The following is a 26,227-nucleotide window of genomic DNA, read 5'->3' as shown; positions in this document are numbered from 1 at the left end:
GGTTATTGCCTCGCTGCAAACAGCTAGAGCAATCGCCTTCATTAGACATTAACGGGTCCAACCGGTGAAGTTCATTCACACTCCGAAAATAGCTTTCGGCCACTCTTCGTTATAAAAGCTCTCTCAACCGACGCGGCTGCTTATCGAAAAGCAAATGCGAAGAAGCTTTCTCTCTGGCTAACGGGCATTGGCTTACTTCATTTCATCAACGATTTATTCCCTTATAATTGACACTTGATTATTTTAAAATTATAGCCACAGCCTATCCGCCTGTCAAATAATCTTTCTTCGCACGTAGTAGGCGAACATATGCTGAATGATCACTTTGCAGGCTGCAAAAATAGGAACCGCCAAAATCATGCCAACAATGCCTGCAATCTCCCCTCCGACCAGCAATGCAAAAATGATCGACAAGGGATGCATATGGAGCGTACGGCCTACCACCTGTGGAGAGATTACGTTGCCTTCGAGTATTTGGCACAGGGTGTTGATAATCGCGACAAGGATGACCATCTTAATGGAAACCGTAGATGCCATTAGTATTGCAGGTGCGGCTCCAAAAAAAGGACCGAGATACGGAATGACATTCGTTATCGCAACGATGCCGGCAAGGAGCAGCGCATAAGGCATACCGATCAACAGGTACCCGAAATAAGCAAGCACGCCAACGATAATACAAACCAAAAACTGTCCGCGAATATAGCTGCCGAGTGCCGTATCGATATCTTTAAGCAGCCTGACCGTGTTTTTGCGATGTGATTTGGGTACATACGTAATGACCGTTCTTTCAAACACATCAAAATCCTTTAATATATAGAAGGCGAGAAACGGAATAATGAACGCGATAAACACTGCATTTAACATGGACCCAATATTGTTAACAAAGTTGAACAAACTCTCCGACAGCTTTTTTTCCATATGCAAAAGTGACTTATTAAGCCCGCTTCGAATACTCTCCGGTAAAAAAGAAGTGTTGTTAATGTCCGTGACGATATTTTGAGCACGCATGGAAAGCTCAGGCACATGACGATTGATTTCCTGTACTTGTTCGATGAACATTGGAATCAAGTTAACGAGAATCACCGTAATGACTGCACAAAACACTGCATATATGAGCAGCACGGCAATCGTCCTAGGAACCTTCCGGTCATGCAGCATCGTAACGATCGGATTCAGCACATAAGAAATTATCATCGCGATTATAAATGGAGCAAAAACGGCTTTTACAAACACATATACGTTCACAATAAGCGGCTTTATAAGCAGCATAAGATAAATCGCAAGCAGACCCAATATGATGTAAACCAGCCAGACAAACAGACGGTTCTTCGTAAAGCGCTCCACCGTCCTCACCCCCGAACTTTCTTTATCCGCTTCGCTCTTAGCAAGACAAGCCGAACTAGTTCAGTATATGTACAAGCGCCCTAAATCATCCTATAACAGCAAAAAAAAGACGGCCGAAGACCGTCTTTTGATATTCAAGTTTATAGCAACGCACGTCAGTTGACGTGAACTTGTGTAATTTCTTCCTCAAAGAACAAGTCGTCGAGTGAGCTTAACGTGCCATCCTCTTCCACTTGGTAAACCGACATTTTGTCGCCGTTAACCGTCAGTTCAATGAAGCAGCCCCAGCAATAAAACTGGTGGGAACCGATCTTTCCGATATCTTTCGAATTACAATTCGGACATCTCATCATCTTTCATTTCTCCCTATCCTCTGAAATTGGAAGCTGCGACAGGCTCCAATTCCGCTTCACTGACAGCAGGAACAATAATCGCGTCTTCCCCGAGTAATACGCTATCCGGATCACTCGGCGCCTTCAGCCATCTGCGCCCTTCCATCAGATCCGAAACAAAACCGTCCGTAAGCTCGTAGCCTATTATTTGTGTACCCTCTTTTGGGTAAAAATAAACATCCGACACTCTGCCAAGTTGAATACCTTGTACAGTTACGACGGGCAGATCCTTTAATTTCACTAATCCTGTGTCATAAGAACGTAGCAATTGCTTCGACTTCATCCGAACGATCGCTGCTTCACTTGCTATAATAACGGTGTCCTCTCCGCAAGATATCACGTGAGTCCACTCCACTATTTTTACGGAGGAAGCAAACCACTTGGGACAATCGAGTATTAGCCCTTTCAGCTGCCAATGCTCATCGAACCAGGCGTCCTTGACAGTTCCAACAAGTTTGCCGGAATGGATAACGATTACGGGTAGTCCAATAAGCCGTTGAAGTTTGATCACGCTTAGCTGGAGTCCTCCTAGTAGTTATTACGAATACGCCTCACGATTGTTCCAACTTTTTGTGCGGCATCTTCTAATTCCTCCAAAGTATTCCCCAAACCAAAGCTAAATCTTACAGCAGAATTAATTTGTTCCTCGGGCAATTGCATTGCTCGAAGTACATGTGAGCGTTCAAGCGCGCCGGAGGTACAAGCAGAACCGCTTGCTGCTGCGATACCTTCCATATCCAAATTCATGAGCATCGTTTCCGTATCGACACCAATAAAGCTGATATTTACGATATGCGGCAAATAGTGCTGCTCCGAGCCATTTATAACGATAGGCACTTCAACATGGTTGTGAAGCAGTTCTATCCATCTCTTACGAAGCTCGTCCATAAAAAGTTGCTTATTTTCTCGCTCGTTCACACAAATGTCAACTGCGGCAGCAAACCCGACGATCCCCGCAATATTTTCTGTCCCTGCACGCCGCTTTCTCTCTTGAGATCCACCATGCTGTAGAGCGTCAATCGGCGTACCGTTAGCCACATAAAGTGCGCCAACACCTTGAGGACCGTTGATCTTATGGGCGGAGAAGCTCATCAAATCAACTGGCAGCTCATTGAGCCTATACTCGAATGAGCCCAAAGCTTGAACTGCATCCACATGAAAAACAGCACCGCCAGCTCTAGCTATGCGCCCTATTTCTTCAATCGGCTGAATCGTTCCAACCTCGTTATTTCCATGCATGATGCTAATAAGGCCTGTTTCTGGGGTCATGGCTTCTTGAACAAGCTCTGGTGATGTTCGTCCAAAGCTATCAATAGGTAGTACGGTTAGGGAGAAACCTTCTTCCTTAACCAGCCATTCGCATGTATGAAGAACAGCGTGATGTTCACCCGCTGAAGTTATAATATGTGATTTGCCTCGTTTACGCTGTGCTCTAGCAGCCCCAATTAGAGCGGCATTATCGCTTTCCGTTCCACCTGAGGTAAATAATAATTGTCCCGGCTTGCAGCCTATTGCTGCTGAAATGAGATCTCGTGATCGATTTAACTGATGCTTGGCCGCTCTTCCAAAAGCATGCATACTAGACGAATTGCCGCCGGAGCCTTGCATTACCTCAAGCATCGCTTGGATGACTTTCGGATGCATAGGTGTAGTGGCGGCATGATCAAAATAATGATTTGTCATAGGTCGGCTTCCTTAAATATAGAACATATAGCTATCAGGTTTGCCAGCATCTTCGAAATTAATTAGATCTGCAAGCGTAGTCGAATCTAATACTTCTGCAATACTGTCTCTAATGCGCAGCCAAAGCTGACGTTTAGCCGGATCGTCTTCTTCYGTAAAGTCTACAGGCGAAATCGGGCCTTCAAGAATTCGAATAATATCCCCAGACGTAATTGTTTCCGGATCCTTCGATAAAATATAACCGCCATAAGCTCCGCGAATACTTTTCACAAGACCAGCATTTCTAAGGGGTGCTACTAATTGCTCCAAATAGTGCTCGGAAAGCTGATTTCGTTCAGCGATACTCTTGAGCGAAGTCGGGCCTTCACCAAATTTAGCCGCAAGCTCCATCATAATTGTTAAGCCATAACGGCCTTTCGTCGATATTTTCAAAGTGGCACCTCTTTTATTGTTTTTAGTATTGATTTATGATTGTGTCTTCCTCATTGGTTGTTAATTCTCTGTATTCCCATTTCACTTATATGTTAACATATCGAGCGGGCGGAGTGTGCAAAAAGGTTGACATCTTCATGAAAAAGTTTGCAGCCTATGTTACAATAATAAATGTTTGATTCAAGCAAGGTGGTGTTTACGATGGAAAAACCAAAAGCTTCGACAAGAGTTGTCGTCGGGATGTCAGGCGGCGTCGATTCCTCCGTCACTGCACTGCTGCTAAAGCAGCAAGGGTATGACGTTGTCGGCATTTTTATGAAAAACTGGGATGATACCGATGAATTCGGTCATTGCACGGCGGAAGAGGATTCTGAAGATGTACGCCGCGTATGTGAACAAATTGGCATTCCCTACTATACCGTGAATTTTGAACGGCAATATTTTGACAAGGTATTCACTTACTTTCTAGATGAGTACAAGCGCGGGCGTACGCCTAACCCAGACGTTATGTGCAACCGCGAGATTAAATTTGGCGACTTCCTGCAGCGCGCCTTGGAGCTTGGAGCGGATTATTTGGCAACAGGCCATTATGCTCAAGTAGAACGTACCGAGGATGGCACAACGAAGCTCATTCGCGGAGTCGATTCAAATAAAGATCAGACGTACTTCCTTAGTGCTCTTAATCAGAAGCAGCTGGCTAAAGCGATGTTCCCGATTGGGCATCTGCCGAAGCCTGAAGTACGCCGAATTGCTGAAGAAGCTGGCCTTTATACCGCTAAGAAAAAAGACAGCACAGGCGTTTGCTTCATCGGGGAACGCAATTTCAAAACCTTCCTTAGCGGCTATCTTCCCGCTCAAGCCGGCGATATGATTGATATTAGAAACGGCGAGAAAAAAGGTCGTCACGACGGACTGATGTATTACACGCTCGGCCAGCGCCAAGGACTTGGCATTGGCGGATCAGGTTCCGGCGAGCCTTGGTTCGTAGCGGACAAGGATTTGGAGAAAAACATTCTTTATGTTGTACAGGGAGAGCAGCATGCCAGCCTTTACTCTGAGAGCTTGACGGCAACTGGAATGAACTGGATTCTACCAGTAAAAAGCGGAGATACCATTCGCTGCACCGCCAAATTCCGTTATCGCCAGCCCGATCAAGGCGTCAGCGTAACGATTGGCGAAGATGGAAACGCGCATATCGTGTTTGACAAGCCTCAGAAAGCCATTACACCTGGACAAGCTGTCGTACTCTACGACGTCAACGTTTGCCTTGGCGGAGGCACGATCGATAAAGTTAAGAAAGTCGATCCTGCTGCTGATTTTGCAAAGCGAGCATAACAACACGAAAAGCTGCCTGAAGCATCCGCTAATGATGCATTAGGCAGCTTTTTTGATTAAAACGTTCATTTTCAGCCAAAATATTGGCCGTTCTGTCCTTTTTTTCTCTCGCCAATCTTTCGAATCAGAAGCCTGGAGATCCGAAGATGATCCGTCTCTTCAATAATGAATTCATATTCTCCAGCGTGATCGACACGCTGATTATTGACAGGAGGTATGTTTATTTTGGAATACATCCAGCCCCCGATTGTATCATAATCATCCGTTTCGATATCGAGATTGAAGAAGCTGTTGACTTCCTCGATCAGCATGAGACCGCTAATGGAGTAGGTATTGTCGTCTTTTTTCTCAAGAGGCTCTCGTTCCTCGTCAAATTCATCTTGAATTTCGCCGACGATTTCCTCCATAATATCCTCCAGCGTTACTAAGCCGGAAGTGCCGCCGTACTCGTCAATCAAAATAGCAATTTGCGACTTTCGTTTTTGCATCAGCTTCAGTAGTGTACTAATTTGCATCGATTCGGGTACTGTCGTAATCGGTCTCGTAATTTGCCTTATATCCTGCAGATTGTGCATCGTGTCCTTCAGTAAATCCTTGATATGCACGAACCCAATGATATTGTCCTTGTCATTCTCACAAACCGGATAACGCGTCAGCATTTGCTCCAGCGCAATTTTTTTATTGTCGGCTAAAGTGCAGCTTGTATTCAGGCATATCATTTCTGTTCGAGGAATCATAATTTCACGCGCATTCGTCTCGGCAAAATCAAAAATGTTATCAACAAGCGTTAGCTCCATATTATCTATTAAACCGTTTTTGTGGCTCTCCTTCATCAAAATCCGAATTTCATCCTCCGTGTGCGCCGAATCCTTCTCGGTCACAGGCTCAATTCCAATTTTTCTAAGAAGCAAATTGGCTACCCCGTTAAATAACCAAATAAAGGGAAACATAATCTTATAAAAACAAACGAGCGGCAACGCTGTCAATCGCGTAATGGATTCAGCTTTGCGGATTGCAATCGTTTTTGGCGCCAGCTCTCCAAGTACTATTTGCAGCATCGTAATGAGAATAAAGGCAAGCAAAAATGAAAAGGTATGAACAAACCATTCACTGCGAATGCCGATGAAAGCCATAGCAGGCTTGATCACATTTGCAATAGCTGGACCGCCAACCCATCCGAGGCCAAGCGAAGCAAGCGTAATACCAAGCTGGCACGCAGATAAATAAGCATCTAAATTGCCTGTCATATGAGAGGCAAGCTTTGCTCTCGAATCACCATCTGCGATTATTGTATCTAAGCGGCTTCCTCTTACCTTCACCATTGCAAACTCGGCAGCAACAAAAAAACTGTTCATCATGATAAAAACAAAAATAAGCAGCAGAGACAAGCTGGTCGGTAATGGGTCAATCACTGGATTCCTGTCCTCCGCAAGAAATGAAACGGGATGCGATGACAGGTGCACCTCCTTTTGGAACAAAGATACGGCAATCTTTGTGTAGTGTGAGATCTCTCCTAGATGACAAACCGCCGCGTCAAACGGTAAAGCATACGAGCCATACCGCTCTCAAGACTGTAATTATGTCTATTCGCCATAGGCTAGCACTTATACGCGGATTTCCAGTCTTTCTAAGCGTTTTTTATAGGAAGCATCAAACGATCTTCAACAAATGTTCACTAAGCCGCAATGAATTGATCATTTTATTTGGCGCAACAGCGAATTGGAATCTGTTATAATGCAATGAGCTTACTAAGTAGGCTCGTTACAAAAATATGTAGGAGGTTTAAAAATGAAACGAATATTGCTTATTTTTCTTGCCGCTCTATGGCTCGTTCCGGGCGTAGCGATGGCCCATTCCAAACTAGAAAGCGCGGTGCCTGCGCGAGATGCGACGGTCGCTGCCTCACCAGAGCGTATAGAGATGACATTTAACACAAAGATCGAGAAGCTTAGTAATTTTAAAATATTAAATGCTGCTGGCGAGGAAATGGAAAAAGAAAAGGTCGAGGTTGACGGCATGACAATGACCGGATCAGTACCTAATGCTTTGCCTAATGGTATTTATACAGTTAAGTGGGTCATTATCGGAGCGGATGGTCATTCGGTGGAAGGCGATTATTCGTTTACTGTAGAAGCGCCTGTTGTTACTGAACAACCAAGCGAAGAACCAACAGCTACAGCTACTGAAGCACCAGCAGAGACAACGGCTCCTACTCCTTCTCCTGATGCTAGCACTAATACTGACGGAGGAAGCAGTGAAGCTACAACTAATGATGCTGGGACAAACTATACTCCTTATGTCGTTATCGGTGTCATTATCGTAGCAGCAGTTCTCTTATTCATGCGGAGGCGCAAATAATGATCTATATCAGCGAAGGCCTTCTATACATTTGCTTCGCCATTTTAACGGGCACCTTTCTATTGCGGCTTGTACCGGAGGACAGAAGGCCTTCCGTTCATGTACCGCATGGCCTGCTGCTCGCATGCGCAGTAGCAATACCGTTCTTATCCTACGTTCCTATTCATAAGCTTGCTATCGTATTTGCCAAAGATTTTGACATGAGCTACGGCGCTATTTTAAAGAGCATCCTGCTCGATGTTAATACAGGCAAAGCGTGGGTATGGACAACCATCGGATCAGCTGGACTCGCTTTTCTACTAGGGCTTAAAGCATTCCGGGGCGATAAGCATATGCCTAAGGTAGCTTTGTTTGTTACCTTTTTGCTAATTGTGTGGCTGGGTTATGCAGGACATGCTTCATCCTTGTATGGATTTAAAGGTTTAATTACACATTCTGCTCATTTTCTCGCAGTCAGCGTATGGATCGGCATTTTGTTTGTGATCAGTTGGTTTTCCAAAGACGATGCCAATTGGAATGCATTTCTGCGTTGGTTTTCGCCAGTAGCCATCGTTTCTGTTGTTGTAACGCTTCTTGCCGGCATTACGCTTATGTCATTCACAACTCCAGAATATGTAAACTCATGGATGCTTCCCTACGGTCAGATGCTGCTGATTAAACATCTACTGATTTTGCCTCTACTGCTGTTTGCTTTCTCAAATGGCTTCGGATACAAAAAAATAGCAAAAACCAATCCGAATTTCAATCCAAGACGCTGGCTAAAAGCAGAAAGCTTCATTGCTTTGCTCGTGCTTGCAGCCACAGGTGTGCTTGGTCAGCAAGCACCACCGCATAAGGTGAAGGAGACACTGCAATCGGAATCACCTTCTCCATTTTTCACTTCAATTTACAAAGGAAACTTCAGCCCTGACATCAGCTTGAAATTCACGCTGAACATGGAGTGCCTGCTTATGCTTGCGGCAGCTGCACTAATGGCGGTCGGTCTGCTTTGGATGTATCGCGTAAATAAGCTTATGCCAGCTTTTGTAATGGGTATTTTGACAGTGGTATTCGGCTATTTCGGCCTGATGTTTGCGATTGCTTAAAAGAATAACAAGAAAAACTCCTGCTAATATGGAGGTAAGCTTAGGAATGAGCTTACCTCCATCAAATTAGCAGGAGTTTTTTTTATTAATTTTCTTATCATTTACCTTGGCGTTTTTGCTGATTTTGCCTTATTTTATCTTCCATCCCTTGCTCGGTAGCCTTATAAAAGGTCATTCCCCCAAGCGTATTCGGCAAATATTGCTGCTTTACATAATGGTTCGGGAAATCATGCGGATATTGATACCCCTCGTGGCCAAGCTGCTGCGCCCCTTTGTAGTGGGTGTCGCGCAAATGCAGCGGTACCTCTGCACCGCCTGCTCGCTCGATTGCCGCCTCTGCATTGCCGATTGCAATGGCAGTAGCATTCGACTTAGGACTCTCTACCGCGAACAGAATCGCTTGTGAGATGTTATATTTCGCTTCAGGCCAGCCTATCTTATGATAGGCATCCATCGCTGTAACCGCTTGAATCATTGCTTGTGGATTAGCAAGTCCAATATCTTCGCTGCATGCCACAATCAGCCTGCGGATAAACGTCATCGGGTCCATGCCCAGCTTCTCCACAGCATATAAAAACCAAAATAACGCTGCGTCGCTTGAACCTCTTACACTTTTGTGAAACGCCGACAGCACATCATATTGTGTAGATAGGTCTGCGCGAATGGACGGCTTCCTTATGGACTCTTGAGCCACCTCAAGCGTCAACCGGACAGAACCATCCATCTCAGACGGCGTTGTCACCGCAGCCAGCTCAAGCGCATTAAGCGCCCTGCGGATGTCTCCGCCAGCCATTGCAGCGATATGCCGCAGCGCATCCTCATCTACTTGCAAATCCATAAAGCCTAAACCCCGCTCACGATCGGCTAGTGCTCTTATCATCGCCTCATAGGCGTGCTCCTCGCCAAGCGCTTCGAGTTGAAACAAGGTTGAACGTGACAATAGAGCCCCATTCACATGATGAAATGGATTTTCTGTTGTCGCCCCTATAAAAATAATAATGCCCTGCTCGACAGCAGGAAGCAGCGCATCCTGCCTAGCTGTATTAAAGCGATGCACCTCATCTAGAAAAAGCGTCGTCTTCTTGCCGTACATCGCTTTGTTGGTACGAGCCTGCTCGATAACTTCACGTACATCCTTTACCGACGCATCTACCGCGTTAAGCTTCACGAACTCGCCTGCTGTCCGCAAAGATATAATATGTGCAAGCGTCGTTTTACCGCAGCCCGGCGGACCATACAACAAAATTGACGACACTTGATCGCCTTCAATAGCCCGCCGCAGCAGCTTACCCGTTCCTACTATATGCTCTTGCCCGATATATTCGTCTAATGTTTGCGGCCGCATGCGATCTGCAAGCAGCCTGGCGCGAGGCGCTTCTTCCTCTTGATATGAAAATAAATCCATTCTGCTCCCCAACCTTCTGCCATCTGTTACTCCGATCATAGCATACAAGCACATTTGTTCGCCAGAAATGATGTGCTTGTATGCTAATCGCCGAAGCGTCAACGGCTTCGCTGCCCTTTCTGCTGCTATGATGAATCGATTTATTTTGTATTTCAGACAAATTGGAAGCAAGTTCATTCCTTTTTATGCTAGCATCATATAAAATAGCCGATTTGTAAAAAAGCTGAAGACGCTTTTTTTCAAATCGGCTATTGTTTTGCTTCTTATTTGTCGAGTGGAGATCTATGGCCTCTCACCAGCTTACCGACAGTTATCGTTTACACCTCAATGCCGCCAGCAGCAAGCAAATCCTTCACGACGACACTAACCATGATCAGACCCGCTACCGGCGGAACGAATGCATTGCTGGCCGGAGGCTGCTTCGCTTTGCGAATGTCAGGCGCATTCTCGGGAACGATTTTTTTCGTAACATCCTCACGCGGCTTCATTGGCAGCTCCGTTGAGAATACTACCTTAACGCCGCGTTTAATGCCTTCCTTACGAAGTTTAGTACGGATAACCCTTGCTAAAGGATCGGTATGCGTCTGCGAAATATCGACAACCTGAAATTTCGTCGGGTCCATCTTGTTCGCTGCGCCCATACTAGAAATAATCGGAATTTTTCTTTCGAGACATTGCTTGATCAAATGAATCTTATACGAAATCGTATCGGACGCATCAACAACATAATCAAGCGGATACTCGAAAAACTGTTCAAACGTTTCTTCCGTATAAAACATGCGTAGCGCAATGACATCACATTCGGGATTAATGAGTTTAATCCGGTCACGCATAAGCTCTGATTTTACTTGCCCCACTGTCGTTGTGAGCGCATGAATCTGACGATTAACGTTCGTAATATCTACAACGTCCTTGTCAACGAGTATAATACGTCCAACTCCGGTGCGTGCAAGCGCCTCAGCTGCAATGCCGCCAACGCCTCCGATGCCGAGCACGGCAACCGTGCTCCCCTTCATTAGCGCTAGCCCCTCTGGCCCAATAGCCAGCTCTGTTCGTGAAAATTGGTGAAGCATCCGGCCGCCGCCTCCTTCGTATTGATTGCTTATTTTTCGCTAGTTTCTGTTGCTGCAGTTGCTGCTGCCGCTGCAACTGGTTGCTTCGGTTTAAGAACTGTACGGATATGCAATTGCTCAAGCTGCGAAAGCTCGACCTCGGACGGCGCATCGCAGAGAAGATCTGTTGCACTTGCCGTTTTTGGGAATGCAATCGTCTCACGCAAATTCGTGCGGCCTGTAAGCAGCATCACCAGACGGTCGAAACCAAAGGCAATACCGCCGTGTGGAGGCGTTCCATATTCAAATGCATCCAGCAAGAAGCCGAATTTCTCTTGTGCTTCTTCCGCGTTAAAGCCAAGCGCTTTGAACATTTGCTCTTGTACTTCACGCTTGTAGATACGCATGGAGCCGCCGCCTACTTCATAGCCGTTCAGAACTAGATCGTATGCTTGTGCGCGAATTTGACCTGGATCCGTATCGAAGAAATGAAGGTCGTCTTCATTCGGACGCGTGAACGGATGGTGTTCTGCAACATAACGCTTCGCATCCTCATCCCATCCAAGCAATGGGAAGTCTACAACCCAAGCAAACTTGAATTTCGATTCGTCGATCAAGCCTAGATCTTTACCAAGCTTAGAACGCAGGTTGCCAAGTACATCGCAAACCACTTTTTTCTTATCAGCAGAGAAAGTCAGCAAATCTCCGTCTTCCACTTGTAGACGCTCTGTAAGAGCCGCAATTTCTTCCGGTTTAAGGAATTTAACGATCGGCCCGCGCCATTCGCCATCCTTCACTGTGATCCAAGCTAGCCCTTTACCGCCGTAACGAGCAGCGAACGGCTGCAAGTCATCAAGTTCTTTGCGGCTCCAGCTTGCACAGCCCTTAGCGTTCAACGCTTTAACAACGCCGCCGCCTGCTGCAACGCTTGCGAATACTTTTACATCGCTAGTTGAAACGATATCGGTAATATCTTTAATTTCTAGGTCAAAACGAAGGTCCGGTTTGTCGGAGCCGTATTTGTTCATTGCATCTGCATAAGTGATACGTTGGAACGGAAGCTCAAGCTCTACGCCAACTGTTTCTTTCAGAAGCTTAGCTGTCAGCTCTTCCATCATAGCAAGCAATTGATCTTGCGAAAGGAAAGAAGTCTCGATGTCGACTTGCGTGAATTCCGGTTGACGGTCTGCACGAAGATCCTCATCGCGGAAGCAGCGAGCGATTTGGTAGTAGCGTTCAATACCGCCAACCATTAGAAGCTGCTTAAAGATTTGCGGCGATTGCGGCAATGCAAAAAACTCACCTTCATGCACACGGCTTGGCACCAAGTAATCACGCGCGCCTTCAGGCGTGCTCTTCGTTAAAATTGGTGTTTCTACGTCGATAAAGCCTTCTCCGTCTAGGAAATCGCGGAAAACCTTTGCTGCTTTCGAACGAAGCAACAACGTTTTTTGCATTTCTGGACGACGCAGGTCAAGGTAACGATATTTCAAGCGAAGCGACTCGTCTACTTCTACGCCATCCTCAATTGGGAATGGAGGCGTTTTGGCAGCGTTCAACACTTCAATTTTTGTAACACGAACTTCAATTTCACCGGTAGCAAGGTTAGCGTTGTAAGTTTCAGCATCGCGCTCCACTACTGTTCCTTGAATGGCAAGGACGAACTCATTACGAGCACGGTCAGCGATCGCTAGTGCGTCACCAGAGAAATCTGGGTTGAATACCGTTTGTACAATACCAGAACGGTCACGAAGATCGATAAATAGGACACCGCCAAGATCGCGGCGACGTTGTACCCAGCCGTTTAGAATAACTGATTGACCAACGTCCGCTTTCGTTAAGCGGCCGCAGTGATGTGTTTTTAACAACATTGTGTTCATTCTCCTCGTTTAGTTAGATTTATTTTTGTGTAGCAAACGAACTATTAATTTCTTCAGCGAGCTTATCCAGTGCAACAACACGCTGTTCGCCTTTTGTCATGTCTTTCAAGGAAATCTCGCCGCGCTCAAGCTCATCGTCGCCTAGTATAGCGGTAAAACGGGCTTGAAGACGGTCTGCCGACTTCATTTGCGCCTTCATTTTACGACCAAGATAATCGCGCTCTGCACGTATGCCTTGCTGTCTTAGCTGGTAAACGAGCTTAGTTACCTCACGCTCTGCAGCTTCGCCAAGCGCAACCACATACACATCGATTTGATTAAAAACCGGTAATTCTGTTTCTTGATGCTGAAGCAGCAAAATCGTTCTTTCAAGACCTAAGCCAAGACCGACTCCCGGCTGGTCAGGACCGCCGATTTCTGATACTAGGCCGTTATAGCGACCGCCGCCGCCGACAGTATCGATCGTACCGATACCCTCTGCCTTGTATTCGAAGGCCGTATGGGTATAGTAGTCGAGTCCGCGAACGAGGCGATGATTGATTTCATAAGGAATGCCCATGTCGCTCAAATACATTTTTACTTTATCAAAGTGAATTTGGCATTCCTCGTCCAGGCTGTCCAAAATTGACGGCGCATCCGTAAAATGCTCTTGATCGACCTTGCAATCAAGCACGCGCAGCGGATTGCGATCCATCCGTGATTGGCAATCCTTGCAGAGCAGCTCACGCTTAGGCTCTAAGAAAGCAAGCAGACGCTCGCGGAACACCGCACGTACAGCCGGTGTGCCGACGGAATTAATTTCTACGCGTACACCTTTTAGACCCACCTCTGTATAAAAGGTATAGCCAAGTGCAATGACTTCTGCATCTATAGCTGGATCAACCGAACCGATAGCCTCAACGCCAAATTGATGCAGCTGGCGATAACGGCCTGCCTGCGGGCGCTCATAACGGAACATCGGACCGATATAATACAATTTAGACACGTCTGGCTCGCCGTACAGCTTGTTCTCTACGTAAGACCTTACTACGCCTGCAGTTCCTTCCGGACGAAGCGTCAGACTGCGATTGCCGCGGTCTGTGAAGGTATACATTTCTTTCTCAACGATGTCGGTCGTTTCACCGACGCCCCGTTGAAACAGCTCAGTGGATTCAAATATCGGCGTACGAATTTCTCGGAAATTATAACGCTGACAAATATCCCGAGCCTTCTGCTCCACATACTGCCATCTCTCTACCGCGCCAGGCAAAATATCCTGTGTGCCCGGCATTTTCTGAAATGCCATTGAATAACCCCTCCTGCCCTCATAATAAACGGGTTAAATTTCGGAAAACGCAAAAAACTCCCGTTCCTAATAGCTTGCGCCATAAGGGACGAGAGTGAATCTCCCGTGGTACCACCCACATTTCGAGCCTRCATCCTATGCGTTCGGCTCGCTCAAAGACGGTTAACGTCCGTCATCCGCAGTCCAGCTACTGTGCATTAGCTGCAAGCCTAATTGCTTGCTGCCATCTGCCGTTCACCGTCTGTTCTCCGGGAAGTCTGTTCATTCTGCCAATATAAGGACGCTTGCAGCCAAGTGACGTCCCTCTCTGAATATAAGGCGTAGAATTACTTTGTCCCATCAACGAATCCATATCTATACTGAGGACTAATTTTACCTCTGACTAAGATTAAAGTCAAGATCGAACTGCCCAAGCAACGCCATACTGTTTAAAATAGGCAGAAAAAAACCTACAAAACGTATTTGTAGGTCCAAAAGTAAAATATATTTTAAAAAGGGGGTCGAGTACTATTATAGGTCAATGATATTAAAAAAAAGTTAGAGATTGATTACAGTAATATTACAATTTCGAAAGCGTTTTAATGGATACTTTGTGTAGATGCTATTTTCTCCATTTGTTTATTTCAAAAGATAACCGCCCCAGCTCTCGGCTTGGGCGGCGGTATGCTTATGCTATAGTTGACCCGAATTTTCGCGGCGCGGGTGCTGCGGGAAACCCGCCCACTCCTCCGCTGCTTCCATATCTTCCTCAAGCTCTGCAAAAATTTTAGCTTCTCTGCGATCGGAATGAAGCAGTCTGCGAGATGATCGTTCCATCCCTTGTTCCTTGCGTGATTGGTGCATTCGCGGTTTACCTCCAATATGGCATACTGCTTGTACAAGCTTCTAATGATGCGTGCACAGCCTACACTATATTGTTTCCCGCGTTGCCTTAGTTAAATACGGCTATCCAAAATTAACGTTATAGGCCCGGAATTCACGAGCTCCACGTCCATCATCGCACCAAAACGCCCCGTTTCCACGACCAATCCGGTGGAACGAAGCGTCTCATTAAACAAATCATACAGCTGCTCTGCTTGCTCGGGTCTGGCGGCTGCCATGAAGTTAGGGCGTCTGCCTTTCCGGCAGTCTCCATACAGTGTAAACTGAGAGACCGAAAGCAGCTGCCCGCCAACATCTGAAATAGAATGATTCATTTTGCCTGACTCATCCTCAAAAATACGCAGGTTAGCTACCTTATCAGCCATCCATTTGACATCCGCTTCTGTGTCCTCATGCGTCATGCCTACAAGAAGCACAAGCCCCGAGTCAATTGAACCTACTATTTCACCCTCAATGACTACCTTTGCTTGTTTACTGCGTTGTACGACAACCTTCACTGCTCAAAAACCTCCGATATTCGTTTTGATCTCGATGCCGCAAGAGCAAAACGTTTATTGCATAATCCGTTGAACAGAATAAATATCCTGCACTCGTTTGATTTTCTCAACAACCGAAGTAAGGTGCTCGACATTGCGGATAAGCACCGTCATATGAATATGCGACATTTTGTTTTTTACAGAACGTCCGGTTACAGCTGAAATGTTCGTCTTGCTTTCGGATACCGCCTGCAGCACTTCATTCAGAAGGCCTCTGCGATCGTGTCCGGTTATTTCGATATCGACGCTGTAATTGGCATCAATATTATCTTCCCACTCTACCTCTATTACGCGTTCGCCCTCTTCGCCCTGATCGCCGAAAGGAATGTTCAAACAATCCATTCGGTGGACTGAAACGCCGCGCCCTCGGGTAATGTACCCGATAATCGCGTCTCCCGGTACAGGGTTGCAGCAGCGTGCAAAACGAACGAGCAAATTGTCGATGCCCTTCACAGTCACGCCTTGATTCGGACGTGATTTGCGATTGCCCGGCGATTTTATTTCCTTGATTTCGCTTGTAAGCTCAATCTGGCTTGCCAGTTCGGCCTCTCTGCGCATCTTCTCGGTAAGCTTCGTGCAAATTTGTGCAGCCGTAATTCCGCCAAAGCCGATTGCGGACATCATATCCTCAATATCGTTAAATGCGAACTTCGCGGCAGCCTCCTGCAGCTTATCTTCCTGCAGCCATGCGGAAGGCTCAAGTCCTAAACGCTTCAGCTCACGCTCAAGCAGATCCTTGCCTTTTGCTACATTTTCTTCGCGACGCTCTTTCTTGAACCATTGCCGAATTTTGCTTCTAGCGTGTGAGGACTGCGCAATTTTCACCCAATCCTGACTTGGTCCATAAGAATGTTTCGACGTTAATATTTCAACAATATCCCCGGTTTTGAGCTTATGGTCAAGCGGCACAATTCGACCGTTCAGCTTCGCGCCAATCGTTCGATTGCCCACTTCCGTATGAATCCGGTAGGCGAAATCAAGCGGTACAGAACCAGCTGGCAGTTCAATGACTTCACCGCTAGGCGTAAATACAAATACGAGATCGGCAAAGAAGTCCATTTTTAGCGACTCCATAAACTCCGACGCATCGCGCGCTTCATGCTGAAGCTCTAAGATTTCTCGGAACCATGACATTTTATCTTCAAAGTTGCCGCCTGGTACAAGCGAACCCTCTTTGTAAGCCCAATGTGCCGCAATTCCGTATTCTGAGGTGCGATGCATTTCCCAAGTACGAATCTGTACCTCTGTAGGCTCTCCATTTGGCCCTATAACGGTCGTATGCAGCGATTGATACATATTCGCCTTCGGCATCGCGATATAGTCCTTAAAGCGACCAGGCATCGGTTTCCAGAGCGTATGAATAATTCCGAGCGTAGCATAGCAGTCCTTAATATTATCAACGATTATACGAATAGCAAGCAGATCATAAATCTCCGTAAACTGCTTGTTGCGATCGGTCATTTTTTTGTAAATGCTGTACAAATGCTTAGGGCGACCAGAAATATCACCTTCAATACCCATTTCTTCGAGCTTCTCGGTAATCCGGGAGATGACATCGTCAATAAACTGCTCGCGTTCCGCACGCTTCTTCTTCATCAGATTGGCGATACGGTAATATTGCTGCGGGTTCAAATAACGAAGAGCAATATCTTCCATTTCCCATTTGATAGCTGAAATACCGAGGCGATGAGCAATCGGACAAAATATTTCCAACGTTTCATAAGCGATACGACGCTGTGCTTCTTCCGATTGGAACTTCAGCGTGCGCATGTTATGAAGCCGGTCAGCCAATTTTATCAAAATGACGCGAATGTCCTGAGCCATGGCGACAAACATTTTACGATAGTTTTCGTTTTGCTGCTCTTCTTTAGAACGAAATTGAATTTTTTCGAGCTTCGTTAGACCGTCTACCAGCATCGCACAAGTTTCGCCAAATTTCGCACGCACCGTCTGCAAATCAACAGTTGTATCCTCAACGACATCATGGAGCAATGCTGCGATAATGGACAGCACGTCCATTTGCATATCAACAAGAATATCCGCCACCGCTACGGGGTGCAGAATATATGGCTCTCCCGATTTCCGTACTTGTCCGTGATGGGCTTGCTCCGCAAAGTCATAGGCTTCCTGGATGCGTATAAGGTCCTGCTCTTTCATATAGGCGGATGCCTTCTCGAGTAAATGCTCAATGCCCATGAAACGTCCCTTTCTGATTACACTCCTGGCGGATCCCATTCATGCGTTTTCCGAGTTTTTATAATATTATGCCTGTAATCACAGTACCGCGTCAACTACCAGAGACCTCCAGCAATAAAATAAAACCGCCTGGCCTTCTCGCAAATTGCGAATAAGGGGGATAGGCGGTCATTTTATAGAGCAATCTTGCTGCTTGAATTATGAGTAAGTCATTAGTGAGAATACGTCGATTCCTTTAAGCTTCTCACGGCCAGTTAAGTATGCAAGCTCAATTAGAAAAGCTGCACCTACTACTTCACCGCCAAGCTGCTCAATCAAATTGATCGATGTTGCGATCGTTCCGCCTGTTGCAAGCAGATCGTCAGCAATGAGTACGCGTTGGCCCGGTGTGATTGCATCCTTGTGCATAGCCAGTTTATCCTGTCCATACTCCAAGTCGTAGCTTGCTGTAATCGTCTCGCCCGGCAGCTTGCCGCTTTTGCGAATCGGAGCAAAACCTACGCCTAGCGCAATCGCCAGCGGTGCGCCTACTACGAAGCCGCGAGCTTCTGGTCCTGCAATGACGTCAATTTTCATATCCTGAACAGCAACTCGCATCTCTTCAATCGCAGCACGATATGCTCCTCCGTCTTTCAGAAGCGTCGTAATATCTTTGAAACGGATACCTGGTTGCGGGAAATCTGGAATTACCCGGATGTAATCTTTGAAGTTGTATTGTGTGTTGGACACTTGAGGTCAACCCTTTCCATTTCTAACTATTCATTATAATTTGTGTTGCTTCAAATTGTGCTTTTGCTTCTCTATAACGTTCAGAAGTAGCTAAATCACGTTTCTGAGGTGAGGCTGCTGCCTGCATCAAACCATTGTCTCGGTTAATAAATTGCAGCTCCTCGAATACTGCCAGCATAAGCTCAACCGTCTCTAAGGATAAACCACTTTGCTTCGATAAGCGAGCATTTAATCCTTGAAGCGGAACTTGCCCCAGCTGTTTCAACAGTTGATACACTTTGCCGAATTGCTCGCGCTCTGGAAATTCGACAGCAGCAGGATCAAAATGCACATCATGCAGTTGAAGCTGAGGTTTGCGCTGCCCATTCCACTCATTAACAGATAATTCCCCGACAACATCTATTTTGCTGCCCGGCTTTAATCCTTCTGCTAGCATTCCCATACTGAAGCCGATACCGTCTAATAGACGACGGCCGCTTCCTAGAGATAGCTTTAAGTGTCTTGACTCCTTGCCTATCGTACGACGATCTGCAAGCTCCGTTTTCTGAAACAGCAATCTTGGCGATGGATTTCCCATCCCGAACGGCTCAAGCTGTGAAAGCTCGGTAATCGTATCGAGAGTGGCTTCGCTAACCGAGCATACAAGATCAACAGACGTTTTGGGAATCCAATCGTCAGCGCTCAGCCATTCAGCAGCCAGCTCGCCAAGTTTCTGTTCAAATTCAGATAGTCGATCGCGATGAAGACTCATTCCAGCAGCGGCCTGGTGTCCTCCGTAATGATCGAGCAGCTCGTCGCAAGCTGTAAGGGCTGCATGCAGGTCGAAGCCTTCTATGGAGCGCGCAGAGCCTTTACACATCCCTGTCTGCTCATCTATCCCAAGTATAATAACAGGCTTATAATTGCGTTCAAGCAGTTTGGAGGCAACGATACCGATGACACCAACGTTCCAGCCTTCACCTGAGAGCACAATAACTGGCGGAGGTGATGCATTCGCGGCTGCAGCATCGTCGCATTTGGTCTGCCACTGCAGCTCGGCTTCCTTCACGATACTCTCCACTACGCGCTGCCGTTCTTTGTTCAAACTGTCCAGTCCGATTGCAGTCAAAATCGCATTGTCATAATCGTCGGTTGTGAGCAGTTCGACTGCACGTTTCGCATGATCGAGCCTTCCAGCTGCATTGATGCGCGGTGCCATTCCAAAAGCAATGCCAGTCGCAGTAATGCTGTCCAGCTCAATGCCGCCAGCCTCTGCCAGCGCTCGGAAGCCTACTCCTGCATGATTTTTCAATCGCTCTAAACCACAGCGAACAAAAATACGATTCTCATCTTTAAGAGGCATTAAATCTGCTACTGTTCCAAGACTCACAATGTCGGCCCACTCAAGCGGAGGGCGCTCTAATAACGCATGTGCCAACTTGAATGCAACGCCTACGCCCGCAAGCCCTTTGAACGGATAAGTGCAGCCTTCTTGCTTCGGATTGACAACAGCTGCTGCATTTGGAATTTGCTCAGGCGGCTCGTGATGATCAGTAACAACGACATCAATCCCGAGCTGCTTCGCATAATCAATTTCTTCAACAGCGCTGATGCCCGTATCAACCGTAACAATTAAACCGATGCCCTCTTCAGCAGCCAGCTCAATCGCTTTTTTGTTTAATCCGTAACCTTCCAAAGCACGATGAGGAATATAATAATCAAAATCATAATTTAATGATCGGAATAAATGTACCAATAAAGATGTGCTTGAAACGCCGTCCGCATCGTAATCGCCATAAATCCTTATTTTCTCATTGCTGGCTGCTGCTCGCTTTATTCGTGCAACGGCAGCCTCCATTCCAAGCAATAAATAGGGATCATGAAAATGCTCCACCCCGCCTCGCAAAAAACGTTCAGCCGCTTCGGTATCATCAAAGCCGCGCTGCACGAGAAGTCTCGCTACTAGCGGCGGCAAATTAAGATTCGCTGCCAAATCCTTCGCTTTTGCTTCGTCGTCCGCAGACCATGGCGCTACAGCCCATCTTGTCTTCCTTTGAATCATGCTGCTTGCTCCTCTCCTGCTGTTTGCTGTTCTTATTGCAGCAGTGTCGGCATCTGCTCCTGATTCGGATCATGATTAGACTTATAAGGATAACCAGGATCATAAGGCTCAACGAAAATCGATACATCCATGACATGTATAAAACGTTTCATGACGAGCTGCTTTACCCTTTTGGCAATCTCTTGACCCTCAAGAACAGAAATGCGTGGATTTACACTAATAACCATTTCTGCAATGACATAATGACCATGCTCTTTCGCTCGCAAGGTTTGCACAGTAATGACTCCATCAACACGTTGAATAAGCTGCATCAGCTCATCCGGATTTTCCTCTGAAGTCTTGCTATGTTCATCTTTTCGCATAAAGACTGTAGCCATTCTGTAGCCGTTTACGATAACAATGACCGCAATAACGATCGCTGCCGCCGGATCAAAATAATAGAGCACCGGCACATTCAGCATTTTGCCAATAATCGCTCCGCTTGCGCCCACTAATGCTGCGACTGAACAATAAAGTCCTGTCATTCGATCCTTCGATGAAAAAAACAGCTGCTGAACGATTAGAGCAAGCGCGATGGCCACTGCCGCACTCCAGTGCGGAGCGGTCGTTACACGATCAGAAAGGTCTCTAATGGCAGATATACCGATTTCGAGCCCAACGATGAGAAGGACGACTGACAACAATATCGTTGTCGCCGTCTCTCCTCTTAAATCTACTGGTACCGCTTTGGCACCCGGGTTTGCCATTTTCCGCTGCCGGCTTGCCCTCAAACCTGAAAGGGCAACAACTCCTGCAGCGACCTCAGCCGCTGTTCGAAATGCATCCGCGAGCAGCGCTTTGCTTCCTGACAACCATCCTATTACACCTTTAAATAGAGCCAGCAGCATGTTTCCCCATAAGCCGGCCCAGCTTGCGGACTCTGCTTTTACATATCGCTGTGTGGTTGACATTTATACCTCCTAAAGGTTTTGCGCATGCAAAACCACTTCGTAAGCATCTACTTAGGTTTTGCGAATGCAAAACCTACTTCGTAAGCATGTACTTAGGTTTTGCGAATGCAAAACCACTTCGTAAGCATCTACTTAGGTTTTGCGCATGCAAAACCACTTCGTAAGCATTCAACTGCTTATAGTTAAGCTGTTTTCTTAACAACAGCCTTTGGCTTTTGTCTGCCTTTAAGCATTAGCCATAGCGGGCTCGCGATACAAATGGACGAGTACGCACCGCTTGTAAGACCAATGATTTTTGCAAGGGCAAATAGCTTGATTGACTCGCTTCCGAAGATGAACAAACAAACTGCAACGATAAGCACTGCTAATACAGTATAGATATTACGCGCCATTGTTTGCCAGATACTTGCGTTAACCATCTCAGCGAGCTGCTCACGGTTTTTATATTGACCAAACCGAAGATTTTCACGAATCCGGTCAAAAATAACGATTTTATCATTGATAGAATAACCGATCGTTGTCAACACCGCCGCAATAAACGGAAGATCAACTTCCAGACGGAATATCGAGAACAACGCGACAACGACAAAGGCGTCATACAAAATCGCAATGTTCGCAGCTAGTGCAAAGCGCCATTCAAAACGAATCATGACATAAATCATAATGGCTACGCTGGCAATCAGTACTGCCCAGATCGTTTTGATCCCAAGCTCCTGCGCCATGTCCGGCGATACGACGTTAACCTCAGCCGATACTTGATCACCATACTTCGCTTTAAATAAGTCTTGAATTTCAGTGATTTTGGTTTGTGTAAGCACTTCGTCAAAACGAGCCGTTACACGTTCTTCACCTGTACCACCAACTGTAGGCGTGATGCCTTCGATTCCTGCTTTCACAAGAATTTCTTTCGCATCCTGTTGGGTTACTGCTTTGCCTACTGAAATATCCATATTCGTACCAGCCTTGAAATCAACACCGAAATTAAGGCTGAAAAAAAGCAAAGACAAGATGCCGATTACGGTTAACGTGATCGAGAACAGAAAGAACTTATTGCGGTTCCCGATGAAATCATAACGAATTTTTGTATTAAAGTTCACGGATTTCTGCCTCCTTCACACCATAGTAGCTTGGTTTTGTAAACAGGTTGCTCTTAATAAGGAGCATAATTAAAAAGCGGGACAAGAAGATGTTTGTCAGCATACTTACCAAAATACTGAAAATCATCGTCAATGCAAAACCACGAATCGCTCCATTACCGATAAAGTACAATACTGCACTTGAAATGATGTTCGTAATGTTCGCATCCATAATGGTACGGAATGAGTTTTTCGATCCAGCTTTAAGCGATGAAAGCAAGCTTTTCCCGCTTCGAATCTCTTCCTTAATCCGCTCATACATGATGATATTCGCATCAACCGCCATACCTATACCTAGCACAAAGGCGGCTATTCCTGGGAGTGTTAGGGTCGCATTCATTAAGTTAAATACTACGATCAAGAGCCAAGTATAAGTAATTACTGTAATACCAGCTACAATGCCTGGAATACGGAACAAAATAACAAGGAATATCAAAATAATGACTGTTCCGATAACACCCGCCTCAACGGTGTCTTTCAAGGAAGCTAGTCCTAGTTTAGCGCCAACGCTTTGCGTATATTTCTCAGTGAGCTTGAGAGGCAATGCTCCGAGATTAATCATATCGGCCATATCTCTCGCTTCATTTACGGTATATTCACCCGTAATTGTAGCTGATCCACCTGAAATCGGTTCTCTTACGGATGGTCTGGAAAGCTCTTTATCATCGAGATAGATCGCTAAATACGAACCGATCAACCGTGTCGTAATTTCCTCGAATTTTTTCGCATCCTTAAGTTCGATTGTAACAAAAGGTTTGCTTAAGTTGTCATAACCAACACCTGCACCATTTTGCTTAAAATCGCTGCCGTCCAGCTCGATCTTGCCGTCAGGTCCGCGGAACGTTAAATTAATTGGTTTGGCAAGAATGTCTCTTACTTCATTCTCGTTCGCAACTCCTGCAAGTCTCAAACGAATGCGGTTTGAGCCTTCAGTTGTAATCTCCGGCTCTACAATACCGAGTTCGTCAATCCGCTTTTCTAAGCTTTTTGCCGTTTCCTTTAGTGATTGCGGTGTTACAGCTTCTCCACCTTCAAGCGGCGTAGCTTCGTACAAAACCTCAAATCCGCCTTTCAAATCAAGGCCTAGCCTTACGTCTTTCACTAGCGATGGGCTTGTCCAAGCGATAACGCCAAACATAATGACTACGATCGCAAGGAAGGCAATTATTCTCTTCCCGAACATACGTCTAAATCCCCCTTATGATCTCAATATTCCTATTATACAGACGGGACAAAATCGAGTCAAAAAAAAAGAAACCGTCAATTTAAAATTGGGTTCCTTTGTATGCGCTTATCGTCATGAAATTCATAAATTTCATAACTTTTAAAGATAAAATATCATTTACTAATTCATGTAGTTCGGGCTGTCCCGACTTGTTATATTTCTGGCTAACGCATTCCCAAACCTCTTGACCCGTTACATGTTCGTAGCCAATGAGATGAAATTCCTCCGCTTTGCTGTTGCATAGCTCCTCGATCATACGATTTAATTCTTCGTCTGCCATGCTGCGCCTCCCAAAAGCTTATGACATAAAGCTGTATCCCATCTATTCGCTGTTCCTCTGCCTTTTTCCTGCCCGCTTCACTGCTAATCTATAAATTCACTGACATGGAACTGGACATGCCGCGCATAAAGATGATAGTACATGCCTGTCTAAAGACTTCGACTCACATCAGTAGAAGGCAGCATTTGGTTATTCCATGATAGAGAAGAGGGTTCATCATAATGACAAAACGATCGGATCAAACAAAGCAAAACTTTATAAAAGGAGCCATGATATTGCTTGCCGCAGGTTTAATTAACAGGCTGCTTGGTTTCATTCCTCGCATTGCACTCCCCCGTATTATGGGGGCAGAGGGTGTAGGATTATACCAGCTGAGCTATCCGTTTCTAACGGTCATGATAACCTTAATCACAGGAGGCATTCCGCTTGCCGTTGCCAAATGGATTGCTGAAGCAGAGTCGCAAGGTGATTCCAAACGAGTAAAGTATATTTTTCGAACAGCTATGCTCCTCGTAACTTCGCTAGGCATATTGTTGACCGCTCTCATGCTTCTTTTTGCACCTTGGATAACGAAGCATGTGCTGCCGGATGCCCGCGTATACCGCACCTTTATGGTTATGACTCCTATGCTGCTCATTATTGGCATATCATCGGTTTATCGAGGTTACTTCCAAGGCAAACAGAACATGATTCCCACCGCTGTATCTCAAATCGTAGAAACCTTGCTGCGCATTGTTGCATCGCTATCATTTTCTTTCATGCTCCTGCCTTATGGTCTTGAATGGGCGGCGGCTGGCGCCATGCTTGGAGCCGTGCTTGGAGAGATCGGGGGCCTCGCCGTACTGCTTTGGAAATACTACAGAGACAAATCCCGCATCAAACAAAAAGCTCTCAATCAGACAAATGAAAAATCAAACAAAAACATTCCTGTATTGCGAAAATTACTTAGCTTATCCATTCCCGTGACAGGCAGTCGATTGGTCGGCTCCTTCTCCTACTTGCTGGAATCCATCTTTACCGTCCGAAGTTTAGCAGCGGCAGGAATTACAACAGGCATCGCCACTGCGCAATACGGAGCATTGCAAGGAATGATCATACCGCTGCTTTTATTGCCAACTGCATTAACCTACTCTCTTGCGGTTTCACTGGTACCCTCCTTATCCGAAGCGGCTGCTCGCGGAGATCATGCGTTAATTCACAAACGACTGCATCAATCGATGAGGCTTGCACTTGTTTCAGGGGCGCCTTTTGTTGTTATTATGGCTTTGTTAGCTGAACCGATTTGCCGTATCGTTTATAACCATGCCGAAATAGCTCCGATGCTCCAGCTCATCGCTCCTGTTGGCATTTTCATCTATCTGCAGGCTCCCCTGCAAGCAGCACTCCAAGCACTAAATAAACCGGGAACGGCATTAATTAACACATTAATTGGTGCGGTGGTCAAGCTATTTCTCATCGTTCAACTTGCATCGAATGCTGATTTTGGAATATACGGTGCTTTAATCGCTATTAATGTCAATATCGTACTCGTCACATTATTGCACGGCATTAGCGTATTGCGGTTCATTGGCTTCCATATGAAAGTGCTTGATTTTGTAAAAGTTGGCACCGCTATGATTATTATGGGAGCTGCCGCCAGGTTTACGATGAATCATAAACCGCTCTCCATGGAATGGGTAAATTTACTTCTTGCATGCGCAGCTAGCATAATCATTTATTTAATTTTAATGATCGTAATGAAAATCATTGATCGCCATGATATGGCGCGTTTACCATTGCTCGGAGCTTGGTTTAAATAACAATGGTAAGGTCGTCGAATGATAAAAACCGCGGTAAAGAAAGGGATAAGCCCTGGGACTGACCCCATAACGTGAGACAAATCAAAACACCTTCAAGAAAATGCAACCATGTCGTAAGATATGGAGACAACCTTGGAGGTGTTTTTACGTTGGCAACAAGAGTAAGTTATCCAGTGGAAATAAAGGCAAAAGCAATTGAAAT

At 45.9% G+C, this 26,227-nt stretch carries 24 protein-coding genes; 4 read left to right on the top strand and 20 right to left on the bottom strand.

Going from position 1 to position 26,227, the window contains the following annotated elements; all coding sequences use genetic code 11:
- Nucleotides 1-273: 273 nt before the first annotated feature.
- From AC1DPK_RS22325 to cymR, 5 genes are all read right to left on the bottom strand, one after another.
- Nucleotides 274-1,344 (bottom strand): AI-2E family transporter, encoded by a 1,071-nt coding sequence (locus AC1DPK_RS22325; protein ID WP_076270816.1) that lies wholly within the window; start codon nt 1,342-1,344, stop codon nt 274-276.
- A gap of 155 nt (nt 1,345-1,499) precedes the next feature.
- Complete coding sequence (locus tag AC1DPK_RS22320; protein WP_054027275.1) at nt 1,500-1,697, bottom strand: hypothetical protein; 198 nt, start codon at nt 1,695-1,697, stop codon at nt 1,500-1,502.
- Nucleotides 1,698-1,710: 13 nt separating this feature from the next.
- Nucleotides 1,711-2,247: a PRC-barrel domain-containing protein gene (locus AC1DPK_RS22315; RefSeq protein ID WP_083682557.1), complete on the bottom strand. Its 537-nt coding sequence runs from the start codon at nt 2,245-2,247 to the stop codon at nt 1,711-1,713.
- 17 nt (nt 2,248-2,264) lie between these two features.
- A complete protein-coding gene (locus tag AC1DPK_RS22310; RefSeq protein ID WP_339207912.1) occupies nt 2,265-3,419 on the bottom strand; it encodes a cysteine desulfurase family protein in 1,155 nt (384 codons plus the stop codon).
- Between the two features lie 12 nt (nt 3,420-3,431).
- Entirely contained in the window at nt 3,432-3,851 is a 420-nt protein-coding gene (gene cymR / locus AC1DPK_RS22305) for a cysteine metabolism transcriptional regulator CymR (protein ID WP_054027272.1), read from the bottom strand.
- Between the two features lie 201 nt (nt 3,852-4,052).
- On the opposite strand from cymR, the gene mnmA reads away from it, so the two are divergent.
- A complete protein-coding gene (gene mnmA / locus AC1DPK_RS22300) occupies nt 4,053-5,186 on the top strand; it encodes a tRNA 2-thiouridine(34) synthase MnmA (protein ID WP_441875841.1) in 1,134 nt (377 codons plus the stop codon).
- A 71-nt stretch (nt 5,187-5,257) separates the two neighbouring features.
- On the opposite strand, the gene AC1DPK_RS22295 is transcribed toward mnmA, so the two are convergent.
- A complete protein-coding gene (locus tag AC1DPK_RS22295) occupies nt 5,258-6,598 on the bottom strand; it encodes a hemolysin family protein (protein ID WP_441875838.1) in 1,341 nt (446 codons plus the stop codon).
- A 376-nt stretch (nt 6,599-6,974) separates the two neighbouring features.
- On the opposite strand from AC1DPK_RS22295, the gene AC1DPK_RS22290 reads away from it, so the two are divergent.
- Both AC1DPK_RS22290 and AC1DPK_RS22285 read left to right on the top strand, forming a co-directional pair.
- The gene (locus AC1DPK_RS22290; protein ID WP_430057775.1) at nt 6,975-7,544 is read left to right on the top strand and encodes a copper resistance CopC family protein; all 570 of its coding nucleotides are present in this window, start codon (nt 6,975-6,977) and stop codon (nt 7,542-7,544) included.
- Complete coding sequence (locus AC1DPK_RS22285; protein ID WP_076270821.1) at nt 7,544-8,629, top strand: copper resistance D family protein; 1,086 nt, start codon at nt 7,544-7,546, stop codon at nt 8,627-8,629. The genes AC1DPK_RS22290 and AC1DPK_RS22285 overlap by 1 nt, the downstream gene beginning before the upstream one ends.
- 97 nt (nt 8,630-8,726) lie before the next feature.
- On the opposite strand, the gene AC1DPK_RS22280 is transcribed toward AC1DPK_RS22285, so the two are convergent.
- The 14 genes from AC1DPK_RS22280 to AC1DPK_RS22215 all read right to left on the bottom strand — a co-directional run bounded on the left by AC1DPK_RS22280 (nt 8,727) and on the right by AC1DPK_RS22215 (nt 24,226).
- A complete protein-coding gene (locus tag AC1DPK_RS22280) occupies nt 8,727-10,034 on the bottom strand; it encodes a replication-associated recombination protein A (protein WP_076270822.1) in 1,308 nt (435 codons plus the stop codon).
- Nucleotides 10,035-10,351: 317 nt separating this feature from the next.
- Nucleotides 10,352-11,107 (bottom strand): tRNA threonylcarbamoyladenosine dehydratase, encoded by a 756-nt coding sequence (locus AC1DPK_RS22275; protein ID WP_430057769.1) that lies wholly within the window; start codon nt 11,105-11,107, stop codon nt 10,352-10,354.
- Between the two features lie 29 nt (nt 11,108-11,136).
- A complete protein-coding gene (gene aspS, locus AC1DPK_RS22270; RefSeq protein WP_477511675.1) occupies nt 11,137-12,957 on the bottom strand; it encodes an aspartate--tRNA ligase in 1,821 nt (606 codons plus the stop codon).
- Nucleotides 12,958-12,985: 28 nt separating this feature from the next.
- Nucleotides 12,986-14,251 carry a histidine--tRNA ligase gene (gene hisS, locus AC1DPK_RS22265; RefSeq protein ID WP_339207883.1) on the bottom strand — a complete coding sequence of 422 codons (1,266 nt, stop codon included), beginning with the start codon at nt 14,249-14,251 and terminating at the stop codon, nt 12,986-12,988.
- Between the two features lie 187 nt (nt 14,252-14,438).
- A complete protein-coding gene (locus AC1DPK_RS22260; RefSeq protein WP_179089913.1) occupies nt 14,439-14,591 on the bottom strand; it encodes a hypothetical protein in 153 nt (50 codons plus the stop codon).
- A 332-nt stretch (nt 14,592-14,923) separates the two neighbouring features.
- Nucleotides 14,924-15,094, bottom strand: coding sequence for a hypothetical protein (locus AC1DPK_RS22255; RefSeq protein ID WP_477511674.1), 171 nt, complete (start codon nt 15,092-15,094; stop codon nt 14,924-14,926).
- A 92-nt stretch (nt 15,095-15,186) separates the two neighbouring features.
- Nucleotides 15,187-15,630 carry a D-aminoacyl-tRNA deacylase gene (gene dtd / locus AC1DPK_RS22250; RefSeq protein ID WP_477511673.1) on the bottom strand — a complete coding sequence of 148 codons (444 nt, stop codon included), beginning with the start codon at nt 15,628-15,630 and terminating at the stop codon, nt 15,187-15,189.
- 54 nt (nt 15,631-15,684) lie between these two features.
- Nucleotides 15,685-17,865 (bottom strand): RelA/SpoT family protein, encoded by a 2,181-nt coding sequence (locus tag AC1DPK_RS22245; protein ID WP_076270827.1) that lies wholly within the window; start codon nt 17,863-17,865, stop codon nt 15,685-15,687.
- A 198-nt stretch (nt 17,866-18,063) separates the two neighbouring features.
- On the bottom strand, nt 18,064-18,594 hold the full coding sequence (locus AC1DPK_RS22240; RefSeq protein WP_076270828.1) for an adenine phosphoribosyltransferase: 531 nt from the start codon (nt 18,592-18,594) through the stop codon (nt 18,064-18,066).
- A 22-nt stretch (nt 18,595-18,616) separates the two neighbouring features.
- The gene (gene recJ / locus AC1DPK_RS22235; protein ID WP_477511672.1) at nt 18,617-20,635 is read right to left on the bottom strand and encodes a single-stranded-DNA-specific exonuclease RecJ; all 2,019 of its coding nucleotides are present in this window, start codon (nt 20,633-20,635) and stop codon (nt 18,617-18,619) included.
- A gap of 32 nt (nt 20,636-20,667) precedes the next feature.
- On the bottom strand, nt 20,668-21,585 hold the full coding sequence (locus tag AC1DPK_RS22230) for a cation diffusion facilitator family transporter (RefSeq protein ID WP_477511671.1): 918 nt from the start codon (nt 21,583-21,585) through the stop codon (nt 20,668-20,670).
- 182 nt (nt 21,586-21,767) lie between these two features.
- On the bottom strand, nt 21,768-22,682 hold the full coding sequence (gene secF, locus AC1DPK_RS22225; protein ID WP_339207880.1) for a protein translocase subunit SecF: 915 nt from the start codon (nt 22,680-22,682) through the stop codon (nt 21,768-21,770).
- On the bottom strand, nt 22,672-23,904 hold the full coding sequence (gene secD, locus AC1DPK_RS22220; RefSeq protein ID WP_441912583.1) for a protein translocase subunit SecD: 1,233 nt from the start codon (nt 23,902-23,904) through the stop codon (nt 22,672-22,674). The genes secF and secD overlap by 11 nt, the downstream gene beginning before the upstream one ends.
- 82 nt (nt 23,905-23,986) lie before the next feature.
- On the bottom strand, nt 23,987-24,226 hold the full coding sequence (locus AC1DPK_RS22215) for a post-transcriptional regulator (protein WP_076270832.1): 240 nt from the start codon (nt 24,224-24,226) through the stop codon (nt 23,987-23,989).
- A gap of 221 nt (nt 24,227-24,447) precedes the next feature.
- Between AC1DPK_RS22215 and spoVB the strand changes: the two genes are divergently transcribed.
- A complete protein-coding gene (gene spoVB / locus AC1DPK_RS22210; protein WP_477511670.1) occupies nt 24,448-26,025 on the top strand; it encodes a stage V sporulation protein B in 1,578 nt (525 codons plus the stop codon).
- Nucleotides 26,026-26,227 lie beyond the last annotated feature (202 nt).

It is taken from the genome of Paenibacillus sp. 01T424 (assembly GCF_056398745.1).
Note: the sequence above shows the minus strand (reverse complement) of the source record. Positions and strands in the feature narration are given on the sequence as shown.